The organism is Bradyrhizobium brasilense (assembly GCF_029714345.1).
Classification (GTDB): Bacteria; Pseudomonadota; Alphaproteobacteria; order Rhizobiales; family Xanthobacteraceae; genus Bradyrhizobium; species Bradyrhizobium australafricanum.
The window spans coordinates 21,314-39,348 of sequence record NZ_CP121669.1 but is presented as its reverse complement, the minus strand read 5'-3'; the positions used below and the strand labels follow the sequence as shown (position 1 = coordinate 39,348).

Genomic DNA, 18,035 nt, shown 5'->3' with positions numbered 1-18,035 from the left:
GGGAGCGCGCAGTTCCTGCCTCGCGCGTCAGCGCGGGCGGATGAAGCCGACGATGTCCTTGGTGATGCGCATGGTCTCGTCGGCGATGCCGCGGGCGCGGTTGGCGCCGTCGGCCAGGACCGCGTCGACATGGCCGGGATCGGCGACCAGCTTCTTCATCTCGGAAGCGATCGGCGCCAGTTTTGCGACGCAAACCTCGACCAGCGCGTTCTTGAAGCTGGAGAACTGCCCACCGCCGAACTGCGTCAGCACCTCCTGCTTCGAGATACCGGCCAGCGCTGCGTAGATGCCGACCAGGTTGTCGGCCTCGGGGCGGGTTTCCAGACCCTTCTCCTCGGACGGCAGCGGCTCCGGATCGGTCTTCGCCTTGCGGATCTTCTGCGCGATGGTGTCGGCGTCGTCGGTGAGGTTGATGCGCGAATTGTCCGACGCATCCGATTTCGACATCTTCTTGGTGCCGTCGCGCAGGCTCATCACCCGCGTCGCCGGCCCCGTGATCAGCGGCTCGGGCTGCGGGAAGAACAGGCCGTCGCCGAAACCATGACCACGAATTGAATCAGCGAAATCGTTGTTGAACTTCTGCGCGATGTCGCGGGACAGCTCCAGATGCTGTTTCTGGTCCTCGCCGACCGGTACATGGGTTGCGCGATACAGCAGGATGTCGGCGGCCATCAGCACCGGATAGTCGTAGAGGCCGACCGAGGCGTTCTCGCGGTCCTTGCCGGCCTTCTCCTTGAACTGCGTCATGCGGTTCAGCCAGCCGATCCGCGCGACGCAGTTGAAGATCCAGGTCAGCTCGGCATGGCCGGCGATCTGGCTCTGGTTGAACACGATGTGCTTCTTGGCATCGATGCCGGCGGCGATGAAGGCCGCGGTGACCTCGCGGGTGTTGCGGGCGAGCTCGGCCGGGCCGCCCCAGACCTCGACTCCCTGCGTGATCGCATGCATGTCGACGACGCAATAGATGCAGTTATGGGTCTGCTGCATCTTCACGAAGTTGACGATGGCGCCGAGGTAGTTGCCGAGGTGCAGATTGCCCGTCGGCTGGACGCCTGAGAAAACCCGTTCAACGAACGCCATGGTCTAATTCCCGGAAATGGCTAGTTTTGCCGCGTCGTTTGCCACTTAAGCTCCGCGCGCGCAAGTCAGGCGGGGCGCCTTTGCCTGACGGCGTTAACCGCCTCGCGCCAGCCGGTGACGCCGAAAAGCTGCAAGAACAGCCCGTAACCGGCGATACCTGCCGCGATCAGCACGAGCAGCGAGGCTGCCTGCACGAAACCGTGGCTGCCGGCTGACGGCAGCGCGCCCTCCGCGAGCCAGAGCAGGGCGCCCATCGCGAGCGCCGCGGCCAGGATGCGCGGCAGCCGGCGGCGCGCATCGGCATCGATCGAGAAGCCGAAGGTCGCGGCCCCCTTGCGGATCAGCGCCAGTGCGTTGCTCCAGGCGCCGAGCGCGATGCCTGCGGCAATTCCGCTCGCACCGAAGAGATGGCCGAGCAGAAAGGCCGCCGCGATCGTCACCACGACCGCCTTCAGCGTCGCGAGCAGCGGCGTCAGCGTGTCCTCGCGCGCAAAGAATGCCGGCGACAGCGCCTTCACCAGCACATGCGCCGGCAAGGCCAGCGTCAGCCAGATCAAGGCTTGCGCGGTTGCCGCGCTATCCTGGGCGGTGAAGGCGCCGTGCTCGAACAGCATCCGCACGATCGGCTCGCTCAGCACCATCAGGCCGAGCGTCGCCGGCAGCGCCAGCCCGACCGCAAGCTCGAGGGCACGCGATTCCGCATGCGCGATCGCGCTGGATTCGCCGTTGCGCACGGCGCGGGTCATCTCCGGGATCAGCACGGTGCCCATGGCGACGCCGACAATGCCGAGCGGCAGCTCGAGCAGGCGGTTGGCGAAATAGAGCCAGGACACCGCCGACGGCGAGGTCGATGCGATCACCGCGCCTGCCACCATCAGCCATTGCGGCGCGCTGCTCGCGACCATGCCGGGAATCGCGCGGCCGAGAAAGCCGCGCATGTCGGGATCGAAGGACACGCGGAGCGGCGAGGCGAGCTTTGCGCCGCGCAGCGCCAGCATCGACAGTTGCAGGAAGCCGGCGACGCCGATCGTCGCCGCCATCACAAGCGCGGCCTGCGCCGGCTCCTGCTGCCGCATCAGCAACACGGCCATCACTGATATCAGCGCGATGTTGAACAACAGCGGCGAGAACGCGGTCAGCGCGAAGCGCCCCTGCGCGCTGAGCAGCGCCATCATCACGGTGACCGGGCCGGCGAAGGCGAGATAGGGTAGCATCAGCCTCGCGTCGTCGACGGCGAATTGCAGCGTGTCGCGGCCGACGAACCCCGGCGCGATCGCCGCGATCACCAGCGGCATCAGCACGCCGATGACGAGCGCGGCTGCGATGACAGCGGCGCTGACGGTGCCGAGCACGCGGCCGGCAAAGGCGGTTGCGGCGTCCATGCCGCCGGCATCGCGCGCCTTCAGCCAGGCCGGCACCAGGGCGGCATTCAGTCCGCCCTCGGACAACAGCCGTCGCACGACATTCACAAGCTGGAATGCCGCCAGGAAGGCATCCGCCACCGGTCCCGCGCCCAGCAGCGCCGCGATCACGGAATCGCGCACGAAGCCGAGCAGTCGCGAGGCCAGCGTTCCCGAGGAGACCGTAAGGAAGGAGCGGAACATCGTGTGTCTCTATAGCAGCAGCCTGCGTTGCTGCCAGCGGTGTCAGTCCCGTCATCCTAAGGTGCGAGCCTCTTCGGCGAGCCTCGAAGGATGAATCGGCCAAAGTCGGGCCGTTCATCCTTCGAGACGCGCTACGCGCTCCTCAGGATGACGGGTTGGCAGAGCGCAATGCTGACAGGGTTTCGCCCAAATAGCTTCCCTTGCTGCCCCGAGGCGTAACGTGATAGGCCGCCACTCTTGTTGGGTGGCGTTAACACAGGGCAGGTCTATGGCTGACGCAAAATACGACGTTCTTGGGATCGGCAACGCGATCTTCGACGTGCTGGTGCAGACCGACGAGGGGTTCCTTGCCCGTCACGGCATGACCAAGGGCTCGATGCAACTGATCGACGAGGCGCGCGCCACCGCGATCTACGGCGACATGGGGGTGGCGACCGAAATGTCGGGCGGCTCGGCCGCGAACACCATCGTCGGCGTCGGCAGTCTCGGCGCCCGCGCCGCCTATGTCGGCAAGGTCAAGGACGACCAGATTGGCAAGCTCTACGTCCACGACATCCGCGCCGCAGGCGTCGCCTTCGACACCGCGCCGGCCCGGACCGGCCCGGCCACCGGCTGCTCCTACATCCTGGTGACGCCGGACGGCGAGCGCACCATGAACACCTATCTCGGAGCCGCGCAGGATCTGACGCCCGACGACATCGATCCAAACCAGATCGCGGCCGCCAGCATCATCTATCTCGAGGGCTATCTCTGGGATCCGAAGAACGCCAAGGACGCCTTCGTGAAGGCGGCGACCATCGCGCACGGCGCCGGCCGCCAGGTCGCGCTGACGCTGTCGGATTCGTTCTGCGTCGATCGCTACCGCGACGAATTCCTCGATTTGATGCGCAAGGGCATCGTGGACCTGGTGTTCGCCAACGAGTCCGAGCTGCACTCGCTGTACCAGACCTCGGATTTCGACACCGCGCTGAAGCAGTTCGGCAAGGACACCAAGCTCGGCGTCGTCACCCGCAGCGAGAAGGGCTGCGTCGTGATATCAGGCGATGCCGTCGTCTCGGCGCCCGCCTCGCCGATCGACAGGCTGGTCGATACCACCGGTGCCGGCGATCTGTTCGCCGCCGGCTTCCTGGTCGGTCTCGTGCGCAATGTCGGCCATGAGAATGCCGGCCGGCTCGGCGCGCTCGCCGCAGCCGAAGTGATCCAGCACATCGGTGCCCGGCCGCTGGTGTCGCTGCAGGATCTGGCGAAGCAGCAGGGGCTGCTGGTTTAAGGCGGAGTTTCTCTTCCGTCATGGCCGGGCTTGTCCCGGCCATCCACGTCTTTCTTGTCGCGGATCCGAAGTCGTGGATGCCCGGGTCAAGCCCGGGCATGACGATGTTGAGAGAGTGGTGCCGGCCTCACGCCGTCTTCGCGGCCTTCAATCCGAGCCGCTGCTCGACCGCGTCGCGCATCACGAACTTCTGGATTTTCCCCGTCACCGTCATCGGGAATTCGTCGACGAATTCGACGTAGCGCGGGATCTTGTTGTGGGCGATCTGGCCATGGCAGAAGGCGCGGACCTCGTCCGCGGTCAGCGTTTCGCCCTGCCTGATCCTGACCCAGGCGCACAGCTCCTCGCCATAGCGCTCGTCGGCGACGCCGAAGATCTGCACGTCCTGGATCTTCGGATGGCGGTAGAGGAATTCCTCGATCTCGCGCGGATACAGGTTCTCGCCGCCGCGGATCACCATGTCCTTGATGCGGCCGACGATGTTGCAATAGCCCTCGTCGTCGATCACGGCGAGATCGCCGGTGTGCATCCAGCCATTGGCGTCGAGCACGTCTGATGTCTTCTCCTTCTCGTCCCAATAGCCGAGCATGATGCTGTAGCCGCGGGTGCAGAGCTCGCCGCGTTCGCCGCGCGGCACCACCTTGCCGTCGAGATCGACGACCTTGACCTCGACATGCGGATGGATGCGACCGACGGTGGAGACGCGGCGCTCCAAGGGATCGTCGGTCGCGCTCTGGAAACTCACCGGGCTGGTCTCGGTCATGCCGTAGGCGATCGTCACCTCGCGCATGTTCATCTCGGTGTTGACGCGCTTCATCACCTCGATCGGGCAGGGCGCGCCGGCCATGATGCCGGTGCGCAGCGAGGATAGGTCGAAGCGCTTGAAGTCCGGATGGTCGAGCTCGGCGATGAACATGGTCGGCACGCCGTACAGCGTCGTGCATCTCTCCTGCGCGACCGTCGTCAGCGTCGCCAGCGGATCGAAGCCTTCGCCGGGATAGACCATGGTGGTGCCGAGCGTGACCGAGGCGAGGTTGCCCATCACCATGCCGAAGCAGTGATAGAGCGGCACCGGAATGCAGATGCGGTCCTGTTCGGTCAGGCGCATGGCGCGGCCGGTGAAGTAGCCGTTGTTGAGGATGTTGTGATGGGTCAGCGTCACGCCCTTGGGCGAGCCGGTGGTGCCGCTGGTGAACTGGATGTTGACGGGATCGTCGAACTGCAGGCTCTCGCCGAGCGCCGCAAGCTGCTCGCGATGGCGATCGCCGCCCATCTGCGCGACCGCATCGAACGGAATGGTGCCCGGCGCCGCCGGTCCGCCGATCTGGATCACGGCGCGCAGTTGCGGCAGCCGCGCCGAGCGCAGATGGCCGGGCTCGGAGCTCGCAAGCTCGGGCAGCAGCGTGTTCAGCAACTCCATATAGGCCGAGGTCTTGAATGCGGTCGCCGTCACGATCGCGGCGCAGCCGACCTTGCCGAGCGCGAATTCCAGCTCGCTGAGGCGATAGGCCGGATTGATGGTGACGAGGATCAGTCCGGCTTTCGCAGCGGCGAATTGCGTTAGCGTCCATTCCGGGCGGTTCAGCGACCAGATGCCGATCCGCTCGCCGCGTTGCAGCCCGAGCGCGATGAAGCCCGCCGCCAAGGCATCGACGTGACAGGCGAATTCGTTCCAGGTCCAGCGCACATTGTGACTCGGCGAGACCAGCGCCTCGCGCGTGCCCCAGCGCGCCCGTGCGCGGTCGAGGCTGCGGCCGATGGTTTCACCGAGCAGCGGCGTATCGGAAATGCCGCAGACATAGCTGTCGGCTTTGCTGTCTCCCTTGGGTGTGGGTGCCAAGCTCGTCCTCCTCGTGGTCGTGTTCGTGTCGTCACGCTTTTTGCGCGATCTTAGTCGTTTGGCGCCGACGGGACAGGCCCGACCTATGGCGGGTATGGTTTTCGATTGTAGCGGCGACGGGTTCCGCTTCACCTCGCCCCGCGTGCGGGGAGAGGTCGGATCGCATCAAAGATGCGATCCGGGTGAGGGGGGTCTCTGCGAGTCCAATTGCGACCGTCTGCGCGGAAGTGGCCCCTCACCCCAACCCTCTCCCCGTAAGAACGGGGAGAGGGAGAGGAGTCCCGTCACGGTTGGTACGACTTATCTCATCGAGCCTTACGCCGCTCTCTGCCCGCTGCCGGCGTCGAGCCCGGCATAGATGCCCTTCTCGAAGCCTGCGAAGGCTTCCAGGCTGTGCTTGTCGGCGAACGGCAACAGCTGGGTCAGGATCACGCCGCAGACGTCGCGCGACGGATCGATCCAGTAATAGGTGTTGGCAAGGCCCGCCCAGGCGAGGCTGCCGGCACTGCGGCCTTCCGGCGTCTTGGCGGTGTTGATGAGGAAGCTCAGTCCCCATTTCTTGACGATGTCGGGATAGAGATCGACATCGTTGGTGTACATCGGCAAGGCCGTCGTCATCTTGCCGACGGTGAGCTCGCCGATGTGATTCTGCCCCATGGTCGCGACCGTCTCGGCCTTCAGCACCTGATTGCCGTTGCCTTTGCCCTTGTTGAGGATCATCTGGCAGAACTTGATGTAGTCGGCCGCCGTCGAATACAGGCCGCCGCCACCCATGTGGAATTCAGGATTCTGCTCGAGCTCGAACGGGATTGCCGCCAGCGTGCCGTCCTCGCCGCGGGCATGCATGCCGACCAGCCGCTTCCGCATGTCGTCGGAGATCTTGAAGGCGGTGTCGCTCATGCCGAGCGGCGCGAACATGTTGTCGCGCAGATAGGCGTCGAGCTTCTTGCCGGATGCGGCTTCCACCGCCTTGCCGACGAAGTCGATATTGGTGCCGTACTCCCAGCGCGTGCCGGGGTCTGTCATGATCGGCGTCTTCAGCGCGGCATTCAGGCAGGTGATGATGCCGGGCGTGCCGGTCTTTTCCAGATACTTCCCGAGGTTGCCGTCCCACATGTCGTAGGCGAAGCCGGCGGTGTGGGTCATGAGCTGGCGCAGCGTGATCGGCTTTTTCGCCGGCCGCAGTTGCGGTTCGCCCTTGGCGTCGAAGCCGTCGAGCACCTGCACCGCGGCGAGATCGGGCAACAGCTTGCCGATCGGCTCATCGAGCGAGAGCTTGCCCTGCTCGACGAGTTGCATCGCGCCCGCCGAGGTCACCGCCTTGGTCATCGAGGCGATCCAGAACACGCTGTCCGCCGTCATGGGATCGCTCTTGGAGAGGTCGCGCTGGCCGAACGCGCCTTCATAAATCACGTCCTTGCCGGTGGCCGCGATGGCGACCACGCCGGGAATTTCCTTTGCCTCGCTCTTCTGGCGCAATACCTGATCGATCTGAGCCTTGCTCTGCATTGGGGGCTTCCTCCGGTGGGGTTTATTGTTTTGAAGTGGGCGGATCATCCTCCCGCTTTTCCGCTCCCGCAAGGCGGGCGCGATGCGACGACGTCGCGATGTCGTGAAGGCCGGCCGCTAGGAACGGCCTTGGTCGGGAGGCGTTCACCACGCGCGCAGATTTTGCAGGGGACTTCGCGCAAGTCCCGGTGACCTTCGCGGGTGGCCACGGTAACGTGATCAAGGAATGATTTTCGTACCTGATTATTTGCATTAACGCATTCAGATCGCTGCATAAACGGTGCGGCGGATTGGACCGGATTTGACGAAAAGATTCGTCATTTCCCGCCTTGCGGGGGCGCAACAATGATTTCGACATGGAGTGAATGGAAGCGCTATCCGCGGCCGGGCCGCGGCGAGAATATCGAAGCGCCGATCAGCCCAGGTCTCTACGAAGTCCGCTACGCAGGTACCGGCGCACTGCACTCGTTCGAGGCCGTCGAGAATGTCGCGCGGGCGCTCGCGCTGCTGCAGACCGGCGCCAAATCCTGGTTCGGCCGCCGCGAGACGCGGTCGCAAGCCGACCTCGAATACCGGACCTGTGCGACCTCGACCAAGGCGGACGCCAAGGCCGCGGCCGAGCGCATGATCGGGCGTCGTGAAACCTATATGTCTGGCGGCGCAGTCTGACGCGAGGCTGTCATTCCGAGGCGATGCGCAGCATCGAAACCCGGAATGACGACGTATCAGTTTCACGGTCGCGCGCCAGCCCTCGATATTGCTTGAAGCAGGGTCGCGCCCGGCGCCGGTGCATCGCAGCGGCTTTCCGCTTATATAGGCGGCGAACACCCCCAAGAAATTCCAGAAATGACAGGAGTAACGCCATGACCCCGCCCGTCGCCGCACGCGCCACTCAATCCGCAGCATCCTCCCTGCAGAGCCGCCTGAAGGACCCCTCGCTGCTGCGCGACCGCTGCTACATCGACGGCGCCTGGGTCGGCACGTCAGAATTCGCCGTCAACAATCCGGCGACCGGCGTCGAGCTGATCAAGATCCCGCAGCTGAGCGCCGATGACGCGACCAAGGCCGTCGAGGCCGCCGAGCGCGCGTTTCCGGCCTGGGCCAAGCTGACCGCGAAACAGCGCTCCAACATCTTGCGCAAATGGTTCGATCTGATCATCGCCAACCGCGAGGACCTTGCGCTGATCCTGACCTCCGAGCAGGGCAAGCCGCTGGCGGAAGCGCTCGGCGAGGTCGATATCGGCGCCGCCTATGTCGAATTCTTCGCGGAAGAGGCGCGGCGTGTTTACGGCGAGACGATCCCGACGCAGCGCCCGGATGCGCGTCTGCTCGCGATCCGGCAGCCGATCGGTGTCTGCGGCGCCATCACCCCCTGGAATTTCCCGAACTCGATGATCACCCGCAAGGTCTCGCCGGCGCTGGCGGCCGGTTGCACCGTGGTGCTGAAGCCCGCCAACGAGACGCCGCTGTCCGCGCTCGCGCTCGTTGCGCTGGCCGAGAAGGCCGGCGTGCCGAAGGGCGTGTTCAACATCATCACCGGTGATGCGCCGCCGATCGGCAAGGTGCTGTGCGAGCATCCGGCGGTGCGCTTCGTCGGCTTCACCGGCTCGACCGAGGTCGGCAAGATCCTGTACCGGCAGGCGTCGGTCGGCGTGAAGAAGCTCGGCCTCGAGCTCGGCGGCAACGCGCCGTTCGTGGTGTTCGACGACGCCGATATCGATGCCGCCGTCGAAGGCGCCATCGTCTCGAAATATCGCAACATGGGCCAGACCTGCGTTTGCGCCAACCGTCTCTATGCCCAGGACAAGATCTACGACGCGTTCGTCGCGAAGCTGTCGAAGAAGGTCGCCGAGATGAAGATCGGCGACGGCACGGAGCAGGGCGTGACGCAGGGGCCACTGATCAACATGGAGGCGATCGAGAAGGTCGAGCGGCACATCGCTGACGCCGTGAAGGGCGGCGCCAAGATAGTGACCGGCGGCAAGCGCTCGTCGCTCGGCCGCAGCTTCTTCGAGCCGACGGTGCTGTCGGATGTGCGGCCGGACGCGCTGGTGTCGCACGAGGAAACCTTCGGCCCGCTCGCGCCGGTGATCCGCTTCAAGGACGAGGCCGACGTGATCGCGATGTGCAATGCCTCGCCGTTCGGCCTCGCCTCCTACTTCTATTCGCGCGACATCGGCCGCGTCTGGCGCGTCGCCGAGGCGCTGGAGTCGGGCATGGTCGGCGTCAACTCCGGCCTGATCACGACCGAAGTGGCGCCGTTCGGCGGCGTCAAGGAATCGGGCCTCGGCCGCGAAGGCTCGCGCCACGGCATGGATGAATATGTCGAGATCAAATACGTGATGATGGCCGGCGTCTGATTGGCAGGCTGCGTGTCCCTTCGCCCTGGCGGGCGAGGGGACGCATGCGCGTGAATTCATCGATTGTCGTTGTCGATCGCTCCGTCCGCCGGCATTCGCGGTCTGCGACAATTCATCGCGACGATTGGATGCAGCGCGTCGATCGCGACGACGATCGCATCAAGAATCCCTCTAACCTCGAAGGTGGCGATTAGAAGCAAGCCGCATGCGCGCAACGCCGATTCAGCGAAAGAATAGTCGAAACGCGGAAGCTGCCGCATCGATGTCGCTTCATGCAGCAGGTGTTATCCCCGTCGCTTAGATGCGTTCTAGTTGGCCTCACAACGCATGCTGCTTATGCCCCGGTGGTCGCGCTCGAACCCTGATGATGTTCGAGGCGAAGCCAGGAAGAATCCGGGGACCTCATGCTCGTCAGTTCAAACGCTCCACGCGCATTCCAATTCGCGTGGGCGTCTCTCCTCCTTACCGCCGTCCCTTCGTTCGCGCAGTCGCCGGAGCAACCACCCGCGAGCAGTGTTGCGCCGCTGCCTCCAGTCGTCGTCACCGCCCCGCAGCATCGAGCCACGCCGGTTCGGAGGCCGTCGTCGTCGCGCTCACTGCGCTCGTCGGCATCGCGTCAGGTGAGCAGGCGCGAGCACGCGCCGCAGGTTGCAGCCACGCCGACGGCGGGCGCGCAGCAGGCGGCGTTACCTGTGCCCTATATCGGCGGCCAGGTCGCGCGCGGCGGGCAACTCGGCCTGCTCGGCAACAAGGACTATATGGAGGCCCCGTACAGCCTGACGAGCTACACCGCGAAGACGATCCGCGATCAGCAGGCAACAAGCGTTGCGGAAGTGCTGACCAATTCCGATCCGTCGGTGCGTGCTGCGATCGGCAGCAGCAACCGTTACGACGCGCTGACCATCCGCGGCTTCCGGGTCGAGAACAGCGAAATCGCCTTGAACGGACTCTACGGCCTCGTTCCAGCCTACCGCGTCAATCCGGCTCCCATCGAGCGCATTGAGCTGCTCAAGGGGCCGGGTGCCTTCCTCAACGGAATGGCTCCGCAAGGCAGCATCGGCGGCACGGTCAATGTCGTGACGAAGCGGGCGGCGGAAGACATCACGCGCCTGACCGCCGGCTACATCTCGGATGGACGTTTTGGGACAGAGCTGGATCTCGCACGCCGCTATGGCGAACAGAAGGAATGGGGCGTCCGCTTCAACGGCGGGATCGATGGCGGCAACACCACGATCGATCGGCAGTCGGCGCGCAACGGCGTGGGCTCGCTCGGCGTGGACTATCATGGAGAGCGCTTTCGCTGGTCGGCGGACATCATCTCCCAGGACGACTGGATGAAGGCGGCCCAGCGCGGCTACACGCCCGTGCCCGGCATCGCCATGCCGAGCGCCCCCGATCCGCGCATCAATCTCGCGCAGCCGTTTGACTATGCGCGGTCGCAGAGCCTGACCGGCTTGACCAGGGCCGAATACGATCTCAGCAACAGCGTCACCGTGTTTGGTGCGATCGGCGGCAATCAGTTCCGCTACGACAAGCAGGAAGATCCTGGTGCAACGCTGCTCAACACCGCAGGCGATGCCCTGGGCACGTCACGGTTCCAGACCGGCAAGTCGGAGGGCGCCTCGGGTGAGGCGGGTATACGCGCGCGTTTCGATACGGGGCCTGTCGGCCACGAGGTCGTGGTCAGCGGCAGCGCGCAAAACCGGACGGACTGGCTCGGTCAGACCAACTACGCGACCTACCTGACCAACATCTACAGACCGACCTTGTTGACGACTGCCGGCACGCCGGTATCGACCTTCCCCGAGGGTAAGTCCGGCTTCCTCGGGCTGCGTAGCGTCGGTGTTGCCGACACCATCACGACTATGGGGGGCCTGTTGCAGGTGATGGTGGGCGCGCGCCAGCAGCAGGTGATCGCGAATAGCTTCAATCCGGTCAGCGGCCTGGAAACAACGCATTACGACGATAGCGCGACGTCGCCTTCGATCGCCTTGGTGGTGAGGCCGATCAAGCAACTCTCGCTTTATGCCAATTACATCGAAGGGCTGACGCCGGGGCCGACGCCGCCCTCTGGCGCGGTGAATACCAATGCGGTGTTTGCGCCGTTCAAGACGCGACAAGTCGAGGTCGGCACGAAGCTCGATCTCGGAGGCTTCGGTGCGAGCCTTGCGGCGTTCCAGATCAGCCAACCGAGCGGTGTGATCGATCCCGTCACCAAGATCTACAGTCTGGATGGCGAGCAGAGAAACCGCGGTATCGAGCTCAATACCTTCGGCGAGGTCACGCCCGGCGTCCGCGTTCTCGGTGGCGTGACCTGGCTCGATGCCCGGCTTACCCAAACGCAGGGACACCTCGACGACGGCAATCACGCGATCGGCGCGCCCGACCTGCAGGGCAATCTCGGTGTCGAATGGGATACGCCCTTCGTGCCGGGCCTCACCGCGACGGCGCGCGCCATCTACACCAGCCGGGCCTATGTCAGTGCCGACAACGTCCAAAGCGTTCCCGCCTGGGCGACCTTCGACATCGGTGCGCGCTACGCGACGACCCTCGCGGGGCGTCCGACCACCTTCAGGGCGTCACTGACCAATCTGTTCGACAAGCACTACTGGATCGGCAATCCAACCGGTTATGTAATCAGCGGCATGCCGCGGACGCTGTGGCTTTCCATGACGGTGGATTTCTAGCAGAAAAGCCGAGGGCTATCGCGCGCCACACGCTGGTGTGCGGTGGCCGCTCAGTCGTCCCGGCTGTGTTGCGAAAGATCCGCCGCCGATCCGGCGATTGCGTCACACACCCTTGTCGTTCCGGTTGGCGACGGCATCCCTCAGCGGCGCCGTCATTGGAAAATTCAGGTTCACGTTCTTCGGCGGGATCGGCCGCGTGAACCATTTTGCGTAGAGCTCCTGGAATTCGCCGTTCTTCATCATGGCGACCAGCGTCTTGTCGACCAGCGCCTTGAACTCCGGATCGCCCTTGCGGATGATCAGCCCGTAGGGTTCGGTGCGCAGGCTGTCGTCGATGATGCGCCAGTCCGCCGGATTGCGGCTGCCCGCGATCAGGCTCGCCAGCAGAATGTCGTCCATCACGAAGGCCTCGCTGCGCCCGGTGGTCAGCGCGAGGAACGATGCGGCGTGGTCCGCCGTCAGGATGTTCTTGGTCTGAAAGTTCTTCTCCTGCGACCGTGCGCTCAACAGTCCGATCGAGGTCGAGCCCGAGGTGAGCGAGACCGGCCGGCCGCCGAGATCCTCAAAGGTCTTGATCGGCGCGTCCTTCTGCACCACCGCGCGGATGCTCGACACGAAGATCGTGTTGCTGAAGGCGACGACCTTCTGCCGCTCCAGCGTGTTGGTGGCGGGACCGCAGACGATGTCGATGGTGCCGTTCTCGACCAGCGGGATCTGGGTGGAGAGCTGGATCGGCTGCAGCCTGGTCTGCAGCGCCGGCAGCTTCAGTTCGGCCTTCACCGCATCGACGATCCGGCTGCAAAGGTCCATCGCAAAGCCGACCGGCTTCTGGTTGTCGTCGAGATAGGAGAACGGGACCGAGACGTCGCGGTGCCCGAGCCGGATTTCGCCGGCATCGCGGATCTTGGCCAGGGTGCCGCCGGACGATTGGGCCTGCGCCGGGGCGGATGTCGCCGCCGCAAGAAAAGCTAGGCAGATCAATCGTTTGGTGGCTTGATGCATCGGGGTGCTCGCGAGCGCTGGCAATATTGGATACGATGAGGCAGGATTTTATATGCGCTGATTGCATAATCAGCAAACTGATTTTATACAATCATGGCTAGGCCGGATATCCTGGCCGCCGCCACACAGCGAGAGAGAAGCCGGATGGAGCCCGCAACCGTCACCAGCCATCGAGGGGCCGGACCCCACGGTTCCGCGCCGGACGCCGTGCGCGAGGCATTGCGGGCCGCGATCAGCTCGGGCGAGCTCGCGCCCGGATTGCAGCTGCGTCAGGACGAGCTTGCCGCGCGGTTCGGGACCAGCCGCATCCCGGTGCGCGAGGCGCTGCGCCAGCTCGAGGCCGAGGGTTTTGTGACCTTCCTGCCCAACCGCGGCGCGGTGGTCTCGGATCTCTCGATCGACGAGGTGATCGAGCTGCTCGAGATCCGGATCGCGCTTGAATGCCACGCGCTGCGCCTGGCGATCCCGGCCATGGGCGAGATCGATCTCGAGGAGGCGACGAAAATCCTCCGCGCCTACGATGCCGAGCCTGATCCGGCGCAATGGGGCGCCTTCAACTGGAAATTCCACGCCACACTCTACGCGCCGTGCAATCGTCCGCGCCTGCTCGGCATGATCGAGGCGAATTACGGCCATGTCGGCCGCTTCACCCGCGCGCTGGTGTCGCAGGCGACCGGCAAGGAGCGGCCGCAGCGCGAGCATTACCGGCTGCTCGAATTCTGCCGCGACGGCGAGGTCAAGAAGGCGGTCCGGCTGCTGCGCGACCATATCGAGGAGACGCAGAAGACGCTGCGCTCGGCGCAGCGCCAGGCGCTGCGCGATGCAGGCGAGGGTCGCCCTGCCTGATCGTCGTTCAGACAATGTGAATGATCGCGGGTTGCGCTGCGCGGCGGCAGGAGAATGCGCGTGAAGACCAATGACGTCGAAATCCTGGTGATCGGTGCGGGCATCGTCGGCATCGCCACGGCCTACTACCTCGCCGTACAGCACAGGCGCTCGCGCCTGCTGATCGTCGACGAAGGCCAGCCGATGGCATTGACCTCGGCGCAGTCGGGCGAGAACTACCGCAACTGGTGGCCGCATCCGACGATGGCCGATTTCACCAATCATTCCACCGACCGGATGGAGGCGATCGCGCGCCGCAGCGACAACCGCATCCACATGACCCGGCGCGGCTATCTTCTGGTCACGCGCGAGGAGAAGCCCGAAGAGCTGCTGCGGCAGCTCCATGCCGGTTACGGCGCGCAGGCCGAAAAGTTGATCCGCATGCATGAGGGCGACGGCCGAGGCTATCTGCCGCCGCATTCGGCGGATTGGCAGAGTGCGCCCGACGGCGTCGACGTCCTGCTCGGCCGCGACCTGATCCAGGCGCATTATCCGAACTTCGACAAGGAGGTCGCAACCGCGCTGCATATCCGCCGCGCGGGCGACATCAGCGGCCAGCAACTCGGCCAGTACATGCTGGAGACCATGCGTCCGCTCGGCGCGCAACTCCAGCAGGCCAAGGTGGTCGGCATCGCGAAGACCGACCGCTTCACCGTCGAGGTGCTGGCCGATGGCGCGAGGCAGATCATCAAGGCCGACATCATCGTCAACGCCGCAGGCCCGTTCGCGGCACATGTCGCGGCGATGCATGGCGAAGAGCTGCCGATCGTCAATGTGCTGCAGCAGAAGATCGCGTTCGCCGACCGCAACCGCGCGGTCGATCGAAAAATGCCGTTCGCGATCGATCTCGACGGCCAGACGCTGGCCTGGTCTGATGACGAGCGCGAGGCGCTGTCAGCAGCGCCGGAATTTTCGCGTCTGCTGGCGCCGATGGCGGGCAGCATCCATTGCCGGCCTGACGGCGGCGATCACGGCGAGTGGATCAAGCTCGGCTGGGCGTTCAACGCGGAACAGACCACGGAGCCGGTTCGCGAGCCGGAGCTCAATCCCTACTTCCCCGAAGTCGTGCTGCGTGCGGCGAGCCGGCTGCAGCCAAAGCTCGCGCACTATCTCGGCGCGCTGCCGCGCGACCGCGTGCATTACGGAGGCTACTATCCGATGACCAGGGAAAACTGGCCGCTGATCGGGTCTGCGAAGACGCCGGGCGTGTTCCTCGCCGCGGCGTTGTCGGGCTACGGCACCATGGGCGCCTGCGCCACCGGCGATCTCTGCGCCCGCGCCGTGGTCGGCGCGCCCGTGCCGGCCTTCGCCCGCAGCCTCTCGCTCGCGCGCTATGACGACAAGGCGCTGATGGATCAGCTTGCGGCGAGCGAAAGTCGCGGGTTGCTGTAGCGTATCCGCGTCCTCGCTTCAGCGTCGTAGCCCGGATGAAGCGAAGCGAAATCCGGGACCCATATTGCTGGGGGCGATAACCCCGGATTGCGCTGCGCTCCATCCGGGCTACGCCTTGTCTACCGCCGCAGCACCGCAATGGTGCGATTGGCAAACGTCAGCCGCTCCGCCATCACCGACACGAAATAGGTCAGCAGCTTGTGGCTGAGCTCGGGGTCCTCGTCGCGGATCGCGGTGAACTGGTGGGTGTTCAGCACATAAAGCACGCTCGCCATCTCGGCCTGGATGGTGGCGCTGCGCGGGGCCTGCGAGACGAGGCCCATCTCGCCGATCGTGGTGTAGCGGCCGAGGCTGCGCACCCGGGTGGAGCGGCCATCCTCGGCGGGCACCATGATGCCGACACGGCCGTCGAGGATGAAGTGCATGGAATCGGCGGCGTCGCCGGCGTGCACGATGATCTCGCCGGCGTCGACCTCGATGCGCTGGCAGCGGCGGATCAGCGCATCGGCGTCGTTCTCGCTGTCGAGCATCCCGGCGAACCAGCCACGCAGGTCGGCTTCCTCCTGCGCGAGCTCCTGGTGCTGCGCGATGATCTGGTTCTCGCACCATTCAAGCGCGCGATCGAGCTCGTCGATCACGGTGACACCCTCTGTGATGAAATCGCTGGAGCGCAGCACCTGCTCGGCCTTGGCCGACAGATGCACCAGGACCAGCTCGACGCCGACCTCGTGCGCGCTGCGCTTGATCTGCGCAAAGCTGTAGGCCGCCGATGAATCGACGCCGGTAACGAGCTTGAAATCGAACAGCAGATAGCGGCACTCCGGGTGCTCGCGCAGCAGCGCCTTGACGTGCTGGTACAGGCGGTTGGCGGAGCCGAAGAACAGATAGCTTTGCAGGGTCAGCCCCTGGATCTTGCCGCCATGCGCCGACAACACCTCGCGGTCGTCGCGCGAGCGATCCAGCGAGCTGCGATATTCCGAGCCGTCGAAACCGTATTTGATCGCCTCGACCCGCGCCGCGCTGAGCGCAAAGGTGGCGCAGCCGATGATGACGCCGATCAGGATGCCGGGCACGAAGCCCCAGGTCACGATGATAGCGATGATCGCGAGCAGCGACACATATTCGGTCTTCGACAGCCGCTTGCGCGATTCGATCATCCATTTGTGCAGCTGGTCGGCGCCGAGATAGAGCAGAAGGCCGCCGAGCACGAATTTCGGCATGTAGCCGAGCAACTGCGGCGCCACCGCCAGCATCAGCAGCGAGATCGCAGCGACTGTCAGCCCCGACAGCCGGCCGCGCCCGCCGCTGGAGAAATTAAGGATCGAGCGGCTGACCGAGATGCAGCCGGCATAGCCGGCCAGCGCGCCGGTCACGATGTTGGCGAAGCCGGTGATGTTGAGCTCGCGCTCGAGATTGGCCTCGCGATGCACCGCGACCTCGATGCCGGTGGTGTTGAACAGCGTGCTCGCCGCCGTGACGAACACGACGGCGATCATGTTGCCGAGCAGGTCCGGCACTGCCGACCATGGATATTGTGCAAGCTCGGCCATGTGCCACGGCAGCATGAAGGTCGATGCCGGCGGCGGCTCGAAGGTCCAGCCGGTCAGATGCGCTTCCTCGGGCGTGATGCCGATGATCCAGAATACGAGGTGCGCCACGATCACGCCGCCGATCAGGATGATCGGCAGACCGAACGGGGTGCGCGAGCGATGCCAGGTCAGATACAGCACCAGCGCCATCGCGCAGGCGGCACTGAGCTCGGAGATCGTGATGATGTTGGTGAAGTGGAAGAGGGTGCTGAGCTGCACGGGGTAGCCGGTGATCACCCTGATCGCGCCCAGCACGATCAACAGGCCGGTCGCCCCGAGGAATCCGCCGACGACAGGGTAAGGCACATAGCGGATGGCGCGGCCGAACCGTGTCAGTCCGAGACAGCACAGCACGATGCCGGTGACGATGGTCGAGAGCCCGAGCGTGATCAGCACCGGTGCGAGCAGCGGCGCCGTCGGGTTGGCGGCACTGATGCGCTCGACCAGCGAGGCCATCAGGATTCCCGTCACCGCCGCGGTGGAGGTGTCGGGGCCGGCGACCGCGAAGGGCAGCGAGCTGCCGAGCGCGATGAAGGTCGCGAGCACTGCCGAGGAAATGAATGTCGCCGCGACGCCGTATGACAGATAGGGCGACAATGGCCCGGCGAAGATCAAGAGCGCGTAGGACAGGCCGAACGTGATGCCGAGCACACTGGCGGCGCTGCCGCCGAGCACGTCGTGCATGGCCCGCCGCGCTTGCGAGCCGAAATAGAGCGATCGACTAATCACGTTAAAAAATGTCCTGAACTTTCGCCGCCAGTCGTAGACGAGCCCGGCGCAGGACGACAACAGGATTTTTTTGTGACAACCAATTCTC

The 18,035-nt window shown here is 65.0% G+C and carries 13 protein-coding genes; 6 read left to right on the top strand and 7 right to left on the bottom strand.

Features of this window, described 5'->3' with window-relative positions; genetic code table 11:
• Positions 1 to 27: 27 nt before the first annotated feature.
• Positions 28 to 1,080 carry a tryptophan--tRNA ligase gene (trpS, locus tag QA635_RS00150; RefSeq protein ID WP_283066026.1) on the bottom strand — a complete coding sequence of 351 codons (1,053 nt, stop codon included), beginning with the start codon at positions 1,078 to 1,080 and terminating at the stop codon, positions 28 to 30.
• 65 nt (positions 1,081 to 1,145) lie between these two features.
• Entirely contained in the window at positions 1,146 to 2,684 is a 1,539-nt protein-coding gene (gene murJ / locus QA635_RS00145) for a murein biosynthesis integral membrane protein MurJ (protein WP_283066024.1), read from the bottom strand.
• Positions 2,685 to 2,952: 268 nt separating this feature from the next.
• Between murJ and QA635_RS00140 the strand changes: the two genes are divergently transcribed.
• Positions 2,953 to 3,954 (top strand): adenosine kinase, encoded by a 1,002-nt coding sequence (locus QA635_RS00140; RefSeq protein WP_283066022.1) that lies wholly within the window; start codon positions 2,953 to 2,955, stop codon positions 3,952 to 3,954.
• A gap of 127 nt (positions 3,955 to 4,081) precedes the next feature.
• On the opposite strand, the gene QA635_RS00135 is transcribed toward QA635_RS00140, so the two are convergent.
• Complete coding sequence (locus tag QA635_RS00135) at positions 4,082 to 5,794, bottom strand: AMP-binding protein (protein ID WP_283066020.1); 1,713 nt, start codon at positions 5,792 to 5,794, stop codon at positions 4,082 to 4,084.
• Between the two features lie 315 nt (positions 5,795 to 6,109).
• Positions 6,110 to 7,303 carry a serine hydrolase domain-containing protein gene (locus QA635_RS00130; protein WP_283066018.1) on the bottom strand — a complete coding sequence of 398 codons (1,194 nt, stop codon included), beginning with the start codon at positions 7,301 to 7,303 and terminating at the stop codon, positions 6,110 to 6,112.
• A gap of 345 nt (positions 7,304 to 7,648) precedes the next feature.
• Here QA635_RS00130 and QA635_RS00125 point away from each other — a divergent pair, with 345 nt between their 5' ends.
• Positions 7,649 to 7,972, top strand: coding sequence for a hypothetical protein (locus tag QA635_RS00125; RefSeq protein ID WP_283066016.1), 324 nt, complete (start codon positions 7,649 to 7,651; stop codon positions 7,970 to 7,972).
• A gap of 194 nt (positions 7,973 to 8,166) precedes the next feature.
• A complete protein-coding gene (locus QA635_RS00120; protein ID WP_283066014.1) occupies positions 8,167 to 9,663 on the top strand; it encodes an NAD-dependent succinate-semialdehyde dehydrogenase in 1,497 nt (498 codons plus the stop codon).
• 56 nt (positions 9,664 to 9,719) lie between these two features.
• Here QA635_RS00120 and QA635_RS00115 read toward each other — a convergent pair whose 3' ends face one another.
• Entirely contained in the window at positions 9,720 to 9,923 is a 204-nt protein-coding gene (locus QA635_RS00115; protein ID WP_283066012.1) for a hypothetical protein, read from the bottom strand.
• A 360-nt stretch (positions 9,924 to 10,283) separates the two neighbouring features.
• Here QA635_RS00115 and QA635_RS00110 point away from each other — a divergent pair, with 360 nt between their 5' ends.
• Complete coding sequence (locus QA635_RS00110) at positions 10,284 to 12,350, top strand: TonB-dependent receptor (protein WP_283066011.1); 2,067 nt, start codon at positions 10,284 to 10,286, stop codon at positions 12,348 to 12,350.
• 102 nt (positions 12,351 to 12,452) lie between these two features.
• Here the strand turns inward: QA635_RS00110 and QA635_RS00105 are convergent, their stop codons facing one another.
• Positions 12,453 to 13,352 (bottom strand): amino acid ABC transporter substrate-binding protein, encoded by a 900-nt coding sequence (locus tag QA635_RS00105; RefSeq protein WP_283066009.1) that lies wholly within the window; start codon positions 13,350 to 13,352, stop codon positions 12,453 to 12,455.
• 144 nt (positions 13,353 to 13,496) lie between these two features.
• Here QA635_RS00105 and QA635_RS00100 point away from each other — a divergent pair, with 144 nt between their 5' ends.
• Both QA635_RS00100 and QA635_RS00095 read left to right on the top strand, forming a co-directional pair.
• Positions 13,497 to 14,198, top strand: a complete 702-nt coding sequence (locus tag QA635_RS00100; RefSeq protein ID WP_283066007.1) for a GntR family transcriptional regulator — start codon at positions 13,497 to 13,499, stop codon at positions 14,196 to 14,198.
• Positions 14,199 to 14,252: 54 nt separating this feature from the next.
• Positions 14,253 to 15,629 carry an NAD(P)/FAD-dependent oxidoreductase gene (locus QA635_RS00095; RefSeq protein ID WP_283066005.1) on the top strand — a complete coding sequence of 459 codons (1,377 nt, stop codon included), beginning with the start codon at positions 14,253 to 14,255 and terminating at the stop codon, positions 15,627 to 15,629.
• A 119-nt stretch (positions 15,630 to 15,748) separates the two neighbouring features.
• Here the strand turns inward: QA635_RS00095 and QA635_RS00090 are convergent, their stop codons facing one another.
• Positions 15,749 to 17,902, bottom strand: a complete 2,154-nt coding sequence (locus QA635_RS00090; RefSeq protein WP_283072110.1) for a SulP family inorganic anion transporter — start codon at positions 17,900 to 17,902, stop codon at positions 15,749 to 15,751.
• Positions 17,903 to 18,035: the final 133 nt, after the last annotated feature.